At 45.6% G+C, this 12,327-nt stretch carries 13 protein-coding genes; 8 read left to right on the forward strand and 5 right to left on the reverse strand.

Annotated features, from left to right (window positions below; all coding sequences use genetic code 11):
* Positions 1-174: 174 nt before the first annotated feature.
* From KDX31_16400 to KDX31_16420, 5 genes are all read left to right on the forward strand, one after another.
* On the forward strand, positions 175-738 hold the full coding sequence (locus tag KDX31_16400; protein UTW02894.1) for a Rieske 2Fe-2S domain-containing protein: 564 nt from the start codon (positions 175-177) through the stop codon (positions 736-738).
* Between the two features lie 67 nt (positions 739-805).
* Complete coding sequence (locus KDX31_16405; protein UTW02895.1) at positions 806-2,596, forward strand: PQQ-dependent dehydrogenase, methanol/ethanol family; 1,791 nt, start codon at positions 806-808, stop codon at positions 2,594-2,596.
* 85 nt (positions 2,597-2,681) lie between these two features.
* Entirely contained in the window at positions 2,682-4,121 is a 1,440-nt protein-coding gene (aldA, locus tag KDX31_16410; GenBank protein ID UTW02896.1) for an aldehyde dehydrogenase, read from the forward strand.
* A gap of 171 nt (positions 4,122-4,292) precedes the next feature.
* Positions 4,293-4,763: a hypothetical protein gene (locus KDX31_16415; protein UTW02897.1), complete on the forward strand. Its 471-nt coding sequence runs from the start codon at positions 4,293-4,295 to the stop codon at positions 4,761-4,763.
* A 354-nt stretch (positions 4,764-5,117) separates the two neighbouring features.
* On the forward strand, positions 5,118-5,639 hold the full coding sequence (locus tag KDX31_16420) for a DUF1097 domain-containing protein (GenBank protein UTW02898.1): 522 nt from the start codon (positions 5,118-5,120) through the stop codon (positions 5,637-5,639).
* Positions 5,640-5,958: 319 nt separating this feature from the next.
* Here the strand turns inward: KDX31_16420 and KDX31_16425 are convergent, their stop codons facing one another.
* From KDX31_16425 to KDX31_16445, 5 genes are all read right to left on the reverse strand, one after another.
* On the reverse strand, positions 5,959-7,410 hold the full coding sequence (locus KDX31_16425; GenBank protein UTW02899.1) for an AAA family ATPase: 1,452 nt from the start codon (positions 7,408-7,410) through the stop codon (positions 5,959-5,961).
* 140 nt (positions 7,411-7,550) lie between these two features.
* Complete coding sequence (locus KDX31_16430; protein ID UTW02900.1) at positions 7,551-7,793, reverse strand: hypothetical protein; 243 nt, start codon at positions 7,791-7,793, stop codon at positions 7,551-7,553.
* A gap of 127 nt (positions 7,794-7,920) precedes the next feature.
* The gene (locus KDX31_16435; GenBank protein UTW05430.1) at positions 7,921-8,316 is read right to left on the reverse strand and encodes a helix-turn-helix domain-containing protein; all 396 of its coding nucleotides are present in this window, start codon (positions 8,314-8,316) and stop codon (positions 7,921-7,923) included.
* Positions 8,317-8,427: 111 nt separating this feature from the next.
* Positions 8,428-9,084 carry an inovirus Gp2 family protein gene (locus tag KDX31_16440; protein UTW02901.1) on the reverse strand — a complete coding sequence of 219 codons (657 nt, stop codon included), beginning with the start codon at positions 9,082-9,084 and terminating at the stop codon, positions 8,428-8,430.
* Positions 9,085-9,375: 291 nt separating this feature from the next.
* Positions 9,376-9,573, reverse strand: coding sequence for an AlpA family transcriptional regulator (locus tag KDX31_16445; GenBank protein UTW02902.1), 198 nt, complete (start codon positions 9,571-9,573; stop codon positions 9,376-9,378).
* 208 nt (positions 9,574-9,781) lie between these two features.
* Between KDX31_16445 and KDX31_16450 the strand changes: the two genes are divergently transcribed.
* The 3 genes from KDX31_16450 (at position 9,782) to KDX31_16460 (ending at position 12,317) form a co-directional block, all read left to right on the forward strand.
* Complete coding sequence (locus KDX31_16450; protein UTW02903.1) at positions 9,782-10,111, forward strand: hypothetical protein; 330 nt, start codon at positions 9,782-9,784, stop codon at positions 10,109-10,111.
* Positions 10,112-10,215: 104 nt separating this feature from the next.
* On the forward strand, positions 10,216-11,268 hold the full coding sequence (locus KDX31_16455) for a YqaJ viral recombinase family protein (protein UTW02904.1): 1,053 nt from the start codon (positions 10,216-10,218) through the stop codon (positions 11,266-11,268).
* Positions 11,269-11,372: 104 nt separating this feature from the next.
* The gene (locus tag KDX31_16460) at positions 11,373-12,317 is read left to right on the forward strand and encodes a hydrolase or metal-binding protein (GenBank protein UTW02905.1); all 945 of its coding nucleotides are present in this window, start codon (positions 11,373-11,375) and stop codon (positions 12,315-12,317) included.
* Positions 12,318-12,327: the final 10 nt, after the last annotated feature.

Genomic DNA, 12,327 nt, shown 5'->3' on the forward strand with positions numbered 1-12,327 from the left:
GATAGGCTTACCAAAAAAATTAGTCTTTATTTATCAAACACTTAATTTGTTATTTTGCAAATTTTTACAGATTGGCACATAGCTTGCGATCTCAAGAGTATTGAAGTCTCGCATTTTTGAATCTCTAGCGATGACTGACAAGTAAATAACGATAACAAAATAGCGAGAAAGATTGTGGAACGTAGATCATTTTTGAAGTCGTGTGCCTGTGTTGCAGCTGTTGGTGCAACAGAAGGCTTATCAAGTCGTGCAGAAGCTGCAACAAAGAAAGTTGAAATCATGCGCCCTCAACCAGGTGACCGCCTGGTAATTGAGGATGGTCATGGAAATGCACGCGCAATTTCAGCATCAGAACTGGTGCTAGAAGCTCAGCAGGTGTTGGCTTTTCCACAAGACCCCACGACTGGAGTGATAAGAAGTGGCTCTCGGTTTAACAAGGTTATGGTGATGCGTCTTGATCCGGCTCTAATGGATGAAGAAACCAAAACGCATTCTGCCGATGGTGTTGTTGCTTATTCTGCAATATGTACTCACCAAGGATGTGACGTTAATTCATTTGTTGCCGAGAAAAAAGAGTTTTTCTGTTTTTGCCACTACTCAAGATTCAACCCATACGCAGCCGGCAAAGTTACCAATGGGCCTGCGACCAGGAAGCTAGCAATGCTACCCATTGAAATCAAAGATGACTTGCTAGTGGTGAAAGATTCATTCACGCGAAAACCTGGTTACAAGCAATAACATTTAAAAAGAGTCTCTATTCCCCATGTGGGGTCCTCAGAAGACAAAATAAAAAAAGGAGTGAGCTATGTCATTAGCTAAACGATTTGGAGTTCTGGCCGTTGCACTGGCTGTGGCACCTTCTGCTTTCGCAGTAGGAGAAGCAACAGGTGCTAAGTCAAACCCATTGACGAATTACAATCCGGTTACTGAAGACCGATTACAAAATCCAGAAGCAGAGAACTGGCTTCAATGGCGAGGTAACTATGAGGGTTGGACATATAGTTCGTTAGATCAGATCAACGCTGACAATATTGATGATTTGGTACCTGTGTGGTCATACTCTACTGGAGAATTAGAAGGTCATCAGGCACCTCCTATTGTAAATGATGGTGTGATGTTTATTTCAACGCCAAACAATCAGGTTATTGCGTTGAACGCAGAAACTGGAGAGGAACTGTGGCGTTATAAAAAAGAGATTCCAGAAGAGTTATTCCAGCTGCACCCGACTAACCGAGGCGTTGGCCTCTATGGAGACAAGGTTTATCTGGCCGCAACTGATGCATGCCTTGTAGCACTAGATGCTAAAACTGGAGCAGAGTCCTGGGTGACTTGTGTTGCAGACTGGCAGGATGGTTATTACATGACTCTGTCACCGCTGATTGCTAAAGGCAAAGTTATGGTTGGTGTATCGGGTGGGGAATATGGCATTCGAGGCCACATCACAGCTGTTGATGCCGAGACAGGTAAAATCGAATGGAAAACTCATACGATACCTGCACCTGGCGAGCCTGGAAGTGATACATGGAAGGGAGATGCCTGGAAGACTGGTGGCGCATCTGTTTGGATTGCAGGGACCTACGATTCTGATCTTGGGGTAGCTTTCTATGGAACGGGCAATGGTGGCCCATGGATGCCAGATACTCGTCCAGGTGACAACCTTTATGCCAACTCAGTAGTTGCTTTGGATGTTGAAACAGGTGATCTGAAAGGTTATCACCAGTATCACCACAATGACGCCTGGGACTGGGATGAAGTATCCCCTCCCGTCATTATTGATTATGAGCACAAAGGCAAGAAAATTAAAGGACTAGTACATGCTGGTCGTAATGGCGTTCTGTGGACTCTGGAACGCAATAAAGATGGTTCAATCGATTTTGTCGATGCCGAAAAATACGTAAAGCAGAATGTATTCAAAAGCATTGATCCTAAAACAGGTCGTCCAACTTATGACCCTGCGCATGTTCCAGGCACAGGTAAGACTGTAACTTTCTGTCCTTCTTTATGGGGTGGTAAAGACTGGCCGCCAGAAGCATACAATCCTAAAACAGGACTGTTTTACATCCCTGCACATGAGAACCTATGTTCTGAAATGGGTGGTGTAAAGCTAGAGCCACGCAAATCTGGAGAGTTGTATATCGGTGTACCTATTGCAGACATCCTGACCAATATTCGCCTAGCTGACGGTGCTGAAGATCACATAGGTGAGATTCAGGCCTGGGATCTGAAGAAAGGTGAAAAAGTATGGCAGTTTAACTTGAAAGAGATGAACTGGGGACCAATCCTGACCACCGGCGGAAACTTGGTGTTCTCTGGCGGTTCAAACGATCGTATGTTCCGTGCTTTAGACGCCAGAACCGGAGAAAAACTGTGGCAATACCGGGCTAACTCGGGAATAACAGCTGTACCTTCTAGCTGGATGGTAAACGGTACACAGTTCATCGGTGTACAGGCTGGCTGGGGTGTTGATGCACAGCGCATGCAGGGTGCATTCGATGCTGTTATGGATCATACCACTTCAGTTCCGCAAGGCGGCGTACTTCATGTGTTTGCTTTGAAGAAAAACGCTAAAAAACTGATGGATGCTGCTGCTCGTTAAAAGTAGCCCACTATTGAGTCAGGTTAGTACACCCCTTCGTACTCTCCTGACTCAACTTTCCAATAAGAAAAAAGAGAATAATGTCATGTCTGAAGTCCCAGTATATAGTAACTATATTAATGGCGAATTTATGGCTGAACCTGCCAATACCATTGATGTATTTAATCCAGCAAACGGCCAATTACTCTCACGTGTCCCGGATGCGAGTGAAAGTGAAATAGTACAGGCAATCGCGGCAGCAAAAACAGCGCAAAAAAAATGGTCTCAAACAACGGCTAATGAACGTGCAGGGTATTTGCGTAAAATTGCAAATAAAATTCGTGAAAACGCTGATAGGCTTGCACGAATAATTACTGAAGAACAAGGCAAAGTACTAGGGTTAGCTCGTGTTGAAGTCGACTTCACTGCAGACTATATTGATTATATGGCCGAATGGGCTCGTCGAATAGAGGGAGAAGTGATTACGAGTGATCGTCCTGGTGAAAATATATTCTTGTTTCGCAAACCGGTCGGCGTTGTTGCCGGGATCTTGCCTTGGAACTTTCCGTTCTTTCTGATAGCACGCAAAATGGCCCCTGCTTTGGTAACCGGTAACACTATCATTATCAAACCTAGCGAAGAAACTCCTAACAATTGCTTCGAATTTGCAAAACTTGTTGCAGAAACAGACATTCCTCCCGGCGTATTCAACGTTGTTTGTGGCTCCGGAGCCAATGTAGGGAACGCACTAACAACAAATCCTGATATTGACATGATCAGCTTCACCGGTAGTGTTGATACCGGCGCTCGCATCATGGCAGCCGCAGCGCCGAATATCACAAAATTAAATTTGGAGCTGGGCGGTAAAGCACCAGCTATTGTTTTAGCTGATGCAGATATTGATCTGGCTGTGAAGGCAATCACTAGTTCGCGAGTTATTAATTCAGGTCAGGTTTGTAACTGTGCTGAACGAGTTTATGTCCAGGCTTCAGTCGCTGATGAGTTTATCAGCAAAATCTCAGCAGCAATGGAATCCATAACTTATGGAGATCCTATTGCTCAGCCCGATGTCGATATGGGCCCACTAGTTAACAAAGTTGGTCTGGATAAAATTGCTGCAATGGTTGAAACAGCTAAACAGCAAGGAGCAACTGTTGTTACCGGTGGTGCTATCGCCGATCTTGGACAGGGTTTCTATTATCAACCAACAGTTCTTACCGGCTGTCATGGGGGTATGGAAATCATGAATAAAGAAATTTTTGGTGCAGTATTACCTATTCAGATTGTTAATGACCTTGATGAAGCGATTGCTTATGCAAATGCATCTGAATATGGACTAACTTCATCTGTCTATACACGTGATTTAAGTCAGGCAATGCGAGCGATTAACGGTCTCGACTTTGGTGAAACATATGTCAATCGTGAGAATTTCGAAGCAATGCAGGGTTTTCATGCAGGTGTTCGCAAGTCAGGTATAGGTGGTGCTGACGGCAAACATGGCTTGTATGAATATATGCACACGCATGTAGCGTATATTCAAAGTTAAGCTGTATTAAATAGAGAGGTGAAGATTACTCACCTCTCTATATTTAATATCAAACTGCAGATTTGACACTGGCTTAAATAATTTAGCGGAATAAAAACAACCAACTTCAATTCAAATTCAAAAACCGCAAGTAAAACCCATCAAACCATATTATTAATATCGGCCAACATCATGGACAGAATAAAAAGAAAATTAAAGCTTTTTGATATTAAATATTATGATATAGATAATGATATACACATTATACCCTCAATAAATCAACATATAAAAAACCAAGAAAAAAAACACCAAAAACAATCCAACCTCCATTTTAATGAATACAACTCACACAAACCAAAAACCGAACCACACAGTAAAGAAAATGATTTTTTTATATATAAAGCTTTGCTAGCCATAGAAGAAACTGCCATATTTATTATTGAAAAAACTCCTTTAGACTACTTTTACGAAAAGAATGTAGACTTCTATCACGCATTAGTTCTGGACGAAACTAACATTGTAGAAAATATTGAAATCGCTTTATTAAAAATAAAAAACGACTCTACACTAAAAAACAAATCCATCAAGATAATCCAGCCTATAAAAAACCGTAAAAACATAATCGTATTTTTCAAAAAAAATCAACAAAAACCTCACCAATAAATATATAAAAACAATTCAATCATTATTGGTTAAATTAGCCTTAATTAAAAATCAAATATATAGTTTTAATATACACACAAACCCCATAAATATTTTCTTGGAATTGCAACAACTGTAGCATCAACTGTACCTAATCTGATAATAAATGGCACACAACAAAATAATAAGCATCATGAACAATCAATCAATTAAAAAAATAATTATTATTTTTCAATAACTTAGATGTGATGCATATCAAAAAAACGCCCGCCTAATTCAATACTCAAACATTGGCACACTACCTGCATTGTTATAATAGTAAATTGGCAAAATGCCAAATGACTAACTCAAAAAATAATTAAGGAAATGTCATTTATGAATCCATTAACTGCAACTTCACTAAGCATCGCTATTTTTGGTGCAATCGCTACCTGGATGGCTCTCAGTCCACTATCTGGTTTTGTACTGATTTGGGCTATTTTTATTGCTTGGGCTGCATTTGCAGCTTTAGGCGCCGACATCACAGCATTTAAAAATACCGTCATCTGTGGCCTATTTGGTGTATTTATCGGATGGGTAGGGGCTATTAGTTTCGTGGCATTACCTTTTGCCGCTACACTAGGCGTGCCTTTATGGGCAGCTATAGTCGTTGCCATAACAGCTTTTGCAGTCGTGTTTGCTTCAAATATTTCTCTATTTGGCGCAGTACCTGCTTCAGTATTGTCTTACGCTGCTACATTCGCATATCTAATGCAGACAGAAGGAAAAATGTCTGTTGGTACATTGACCTCTTCATCCTTTGAAAATCCTTTATTGATTATTTCATTATCTGTAATTCTAGGTGCAGTATTTGGTAAATTATCGACAGATGTAGCAGGTCGTGTTTCTGCTTCATAAGTTCAAATAGTTTATAACTATTTGTGGGCTTTCTCTCTTGGCACTACCATCCCCTTCGGCGGTGCCGGCTTTCCGCTTGATCACGGCGGCTTTGGTCCTGAACTTTCTGTTCAGGACCTTTTTTTATATATATTAAAACCTTATATTCTCGTCCAAATTTTAATCCACTTTCGAATCTTCTTTGCTAATTATAAGGATATAAAATGGCTCTGGGTATATTGCGAATAAGCCCGAGGGAATCGATCCTTTTAATATAGCCAGAGAACGAGATACCTAATATGTACAGCTTTGCTAAGATAGGTTTACCAAGGTCGTGGCTTCATTGAACCATTAGCAAAAAATGAGACGCCCGAGTCACTGCAGTATACAGCCAGCGCTTCCCCTGTTCCGTATCCAGTCGCACACCCATCGGATCAACAATAACTTGCTGCCATTCTCCGCCCTGAGCTTTGTGACAGGTCAGTGCATAACCAAACCGTACCTGCAGAGCGTTGTAATAAGGATCATCACGTATAGCTTCTTCAAACGCAGCGCCATTGGGGTCCAGATAAGGGTTACGCTGCTTGACCAGTTGATAGAGGGCATCCTGTTCTTCAATCTTTAAGTCGCTGTTGGGGGAATACTGCAAGTTTTCGAGAATGGTGCACTGAATCGTATCTTCGTCACTGCCATCAGGTTCCGGTAGCAAGCGCACTTCCCGAAACTTAAGGTAAACCACCTTACCATTCGGCAGTCTCACTGCTTCTACCAGCTGTGATGTCAGTACACTGTGCACTCTCACTAGGTCACCATTGCTAAGTCCAAGCGTTGGTGAGTTGCGGGTCACCAGCAACCGATCCCCTTCATGCGTAAAGCAATAGCCATTTCCCCACAACAGCGCTCGCACCCCCAGGTTGTATTGCATCGCGATACTGTTGGGGTAGACAACCGCAACGGATGACCGATTTTGTCGAACGTTATCAGCGATCAATTTAACAGCTGAATTAAAGTCAGTTTGTTGCACATCGGTTTCGTTGTAGTTGATCTGAACCTGTTGGTCTGTGTGCTGGAAGATCGTCTCCCTAATAGCGCTAGCCAATGGCAAAATATGACTGCCATCCGCTTGTCGCATGACCTGCGTTAGTTCGTAACGTCGAGCCTGAATACCGAAGTTCTCATATAAATAGTCTGGTGATAGCGCGGGGGATTCATTACTGCGAACAGGGGGTAACTGTGCCAGATCTCCGACAAACAGTAGCTTGATTGGCTGGTGTGCTATGCCTTCTGTGTGCAGAAAATCTACATAGGCCATCAGATCGTTCAACAATCGACTGCTACCAAAACGCAGGGACTGCTGATACATTCCAATATTGCCCACCATCGATGCTTCATCAACTATCAAGAGATCAAATGTGTTCCCCTGCTTTTTGAGTGAAAAATCCGTTTGGATCGCGGATAGCCCATCTTCATTACGCGACTCATCTACTGTCAGATTGGACTGGTAGTAAATAGCTCCGTGCAGTGTCGACACCTTGATACCCGACAGTTGGGGCGGCAACATACGATCCAGCTTGCCCTGCAGTATTCGGGCCGCTCGTCCGGTAGGTGCAACCAACATTGACTGGAGTTCACGTGAGTATGCCAGTTCGATAATCCGAGCCACCAGGGTTGTTTTGCCGGTGCCAGCACTACCACACAGCACGAAAGCCTGTTGTGATGGGTCAGTTAAAAATGATTCTATTGCGGCCATAGCCGCTTGCTGATCAGCATTCAGTTCAAGAGGAGTTTTCATGTGTAATCTCATGATGTGCTGTCACGACTAACGTGGGTATGAAAGCCCAGCCTGATTGTCGTCGCATTTAGATAAGGTAAAAAGAGGCGTCACCTTGAAAGGTTAGCCTCTTGAGGAACGAAGCACCGATACTCGGTGCTTCAGATCTGACCAGACTCGATCATCTCTAATAGCCCAAAAACACCGAAACCACTCATGGAGTTATCCCGTGTTTTCCATTTACCCGTACCAGGCCAGAAGTCGATAAACCCATAGTTACCGGTGACAATCAGATGAATCCCGTCATTGTTGGTCATGTATTCAATGCCACGGCTTTCTAACAGTCTCAGGCTAGAAATACGGTTACGTTTACTTTTGGAAGGTTTGTCTTTGATATCTGACATGTTGAAATCCTCAATGAATGTAATGATTCCGTTCATGTTTAAGGGTGACGTCCTTGTCTTATCATTGAGGTTTTGTGTCAGAAATTACTGCGGTGACGTATCAGCCTAAGATGCTTGGTGAACACAGCTATAGGGCTTTTAGCGCTTCTTTCAAATAATCCGGACGCTTGGCTACCCAGTGCAGTAGCGTGCGCGCAGCTCCGCTGGGCTGGCGACGCCCCTGTTCCCACTCACTGACAGTACGAGGACTGAGCCCCAGGCATCGCGCAAACTTTGCCTGGGTCAGTTTCAGTGATTTACGTGCCTCAATGGCCGCCAGTACCACCGGGTCGGTTGCTTGCTTACGAAATTCAGCAGACGCTGTTTCAGGTGATGTGTTCCAGAGACACGCATTACCCCCTGTTTTCGGCTGCTGTGACGGAGTTACAGGTTCTAATGAGGAAGGCTGCCAGCAGTTCTGAGCACATGGGCGGTGCACTCCTTGATGCACTACTTCGGGATGCTCCTGCTCGTAGCGCTGCATCCAATAGTCAGTAGCGGATAAGGGTTGATGTGACATGAGAGTTCTCCTGATCATGTTGATATAACGGCATCGCCGTGGTCATAACATGTATAGAGAGAAACAATCTGCGGGTTACTTGCGAGATCCACCAAAGCTTTGCAGCCGCTGGCCAAAGCATTTCGTATCCACTTTGCAGAGATAGCTGGCGTGCTGAAAGAAGCTTGGTAGTTGCGCGTAGTCATCAGAACGATTCAGGTAGTACTCCGCATTAGATGGGACATGAACTAAACCAGCCGCATATTCCCTTGGGATATTCAATGCAGAGCACCAAGCACTCTGAATGATTTGAAAAAGACTACCTGCATCTGGGAGGAATGACCCCAGGGTATAGAAAAGTTCCCGGTTAAACAGTAATACCACATGGAAGTGAGGAACATGTGATCCACTCTGCTCTCGTCCCCAGGCTATTCTCATCCTACAAAGATCGAGTGTCAGATCGCATCGCGTCGATCGTTTTTGATAACTCGCGATTCTGGAATCAACCGCATCCTTGAAGCGGCTCATCACCTTGTTGTTATTGGCTAAGTCCTCTGTCGGACATTTGCAGTGAAGTTGTAAACACACAGCGAAGACTCGTGGATAATCCTGTATTGAGAGATCAATCACCTGCTTTAGTTTGTGTAGGTACTGTTCGACCAATTCATACGTGATATTGACTGACAGCCCTTGGTAAGAAGGCTGAGTCCATACTTTCAAATTAGTATTGTCTGGTACGCGTTTATTTGTCATTTTGAACTCCGTAAATAAGAACAGAGTAGCCCTTTGCTCAGACAGCATTGCAGCTCTGAATTTAATCTGAGAATTATGCGTATGCTATAGAGGTTAGCGTCTTGAACGCCTGGATAGCCCGGAGGGGGTTATATTCCTATACCGGAAATTATCAACGAGGATTCTCGATGTAAAGCATCGAATTTACCGAGATTCTTCGTCGATTTTCCAATAGAGCTACTCTGGGAAACTATTATGGCTTTGCGAATAAAGACGATGAGGCCTAAGCCTCATTATCTGAGGGGTTTGTCGTTACATTGATGTTGAGTTGCTTTCACGATCAGCAATGCGTTGCTGAATCCAGTTCTGCACTTCCTCTTCCACCCAACCAATAGATCGGGCGCTAATTTGAACAGAGGCTGGAAACGCTCCAACTTCCATTAAGCGGTAAACGCTGGAACGGGACAGTGCAGTTGCATTTTTTACTTCTGGTAAACGTAAGAGTCGCATGAGATTTTCTCCGAAAGTGATTGTTTCATGCGATAGGGCGTATATGTAAGAACTTACTGGGCACTCCTGAGACAGTCAGCCCGTTCCAAATATCATTCCCATTCAAATAAAAAAATCTCAGATATATATCACCTACCCGAGAACAGTACATCGCTGTCCTTCCGGGCTATCCCGTCCGGTTCTTATGTTCTTTCTTAGGAGAATCGATATGTCATATGCATGCCCAGCCTGCTCTTCAACTCAGATAACCACTCGCGATGTCGGTCGCAAAATCGGCGGTATTACAGGTGGCGTCGCAGGCACTGCAACAGGTATTGCTGGCGCAACATCAGGAGCACAAGCGGGTTTTATCGCTGGCGCTGCCGGTGGCCCTATCGGCATGGCGTTAGGTGGACTTGCTGGCGCTTTACTGGGCGGTTTAGTCGGCGGCACGACCGGCAGCATTGCGGGCGCTAATATGGGTAAGATCGTTGATGAAAAAGTGCTGGATAACTACCAGTGTTCTAACTGCGGTCACACCTTCCGTGTTGATAGCTAACGTCTGCCTTGGTTAGCACCTACCCCTTTCACATTACACACAACTGATTCCTCGGCACCCGGCCCAGTGCCGGGCTTTATGCCGTCCAGGAATAGGAGGTCGTTATGACAACACTTTGCACACACGGCACCATTCAGGCTGAACATATTCAGGCCTTGAACACTACAACCAAACGCCGTCACGGGAATGCACACCGTCTGGTGAATACCCGCCAGATGGATCGCGATACCTGGCTGTCCATTCGCCAACGCGGTATAGGGAGTTCGGATGCGGCGGCAGCCGTTGGCCTGAACCCTTATAAGTCTCAGCTGGAACTATGGATGGAGAAAACCGGGCGGTTGAGTGATGCTCATGCACCCGACACCCAAACGCCAGATGAGGACAATGGTCCGCTGTTCTGGGGCACGGTACTGGAGCCTATTGTGGCGGAGCATTATGCAAAGCGTACCGGTCATAAGGTACGTCGAGTGAATGCCGTACTACAGCACACAGACTATCCCTGGATGCTGGCTAATCTGGATCGCGAGGTCGCGGGATCTACTGAGGTGCAAATACTGGAGTGCAAAACCGCCGGGATTAATGGCGCAAAACTCTGGCGTGATGGTGTCCCGGAATATGTGCAGCTTCAGGTGATGCATCAACTGGCGGTCACCGGTCAGGCCGCTGCTGATGTGGCGGTATTGGTTGGCGGTAATGAACTGCGAATCTTCAGGCTGCAACGGGATGAGGCACTGATCGAGCGTCTGGTAGCACTTGAACAAGCGTTCTGGCGTCATGTCGAAGAGGATATTGCCCCTCCGGCTGATGCCAGTGAATCTGCGGAAAGAGCACTGCGCAATCTATACCCCAATGATGACCATGAAGTGGTGGACCTGAGTGAACACACGGAGCTCTGTGATGCGTTTGAACAACTTCAGACCGTCCGTTCGGTATTGGAGGAGGCTAAACAGCAGGAAGCTCAATTGAAGCACCAGTTACAACAAGCCATGGGCTGCGCCAGTGAAGCGCAGTTTTCGGCAGGCCGTATTACCTGGAAGAAAAGCAGTGACACTCGCACGGTTGATCTAGCACGTTTAAAGCAGGAACAGCCTGATCTGATAAAACAGTACCTGACCATAAAGCAAGGTAGTCGTCGTTTTGTGGTGCATAGCCGCTGAATCATATCGCAACAACAGCACCACGTATTCGTTATCCCTAATCAAGCCTCATCGTTACCATTCGGTCATGGTGGGGCTTTTTCTATTTCGTTTGGAGGTAAACCATGTTGAAAGGTCTCGCTATCACCCCACCGATTCTGGGGCGTATCGCCATTGGCAAGGTGATCGAAAAAGACGGTAAGCGTCTGCCGCAAAAAGATGATCAGTTCACACTGACTTCGCAGATTCAGACACGGGAGGGCTGGTTGCCACACCCGTTAGATGAATCACTGCGTGCAACCCAGGAAAATAAGCTACGCCGGATCCCGATTCGGCTGCTGTTCAATGAACCCGAGTTAAACCTTAGAGCCGAGTACTCTCTGTTTGATCGTAACACGGCCAGACCTTTGTGTGTTGGTGACGGTGAACAATGCCGACGCCGAACCCGTGAAGGGATGCAGACACTACCCTGTCCAGGCCCCGATGGCTGTGAACTGGCTCAGGGAGGCCGATGTAAGCCTTATGCCCGGCTGAACGTGGTGGTCGGCGATGAAGATCCATTAGGTACCTTTATCTTTCGCACCACCGGCTTCAACTCAATACGTACGTTGGCAGCACGCCTGGCGTATTTCAAAGCAGTCTCAAATAACACACTCGCATGTCTGCCGCTTGAGCTTCGCTTGCGGGGTAAATCAACCCGACAGAGTCATGGAACACCGATCTATTACGTGGATATCACGTTGCGAGAAGGTATGGACCTGGAAGAGGCGCTGGCCAACGCGCAACAGATGGCATTGGATCGACATGAAGTTGGATTCAATCAAAAGGCGCTGGATCAGGCAGCCCGATTGGGCTTTGCCAATGGTGACTTTGAAGAACAGGAGGAAGATGCGGCCGCTATTGTCGAAGAGTTTTATCCCCATGAAACGGCAATATCCACTCACGCCAGTGCTCATTGGGAAACTGACTTGCCTCGCAATGGTCTGGAACCTGAGCGACTGACCCAGAAACTGGTCGCCAAATCACAGGGGATTCGTGTAACTCAATCCGGATCCCAAGCGACGGGGTAATCAAACCCCA

The sequence above is a fragment of the Amphritea atlantica genome (genome assembly GCA_024397875.1).
Taxonomy (GTDB): Bacteria; Pseudomonadota; Gammaproteobacteria; order Pseudomonadales; family Balneatricaceae; genus Amphritea; species Amphritea atlantica_B.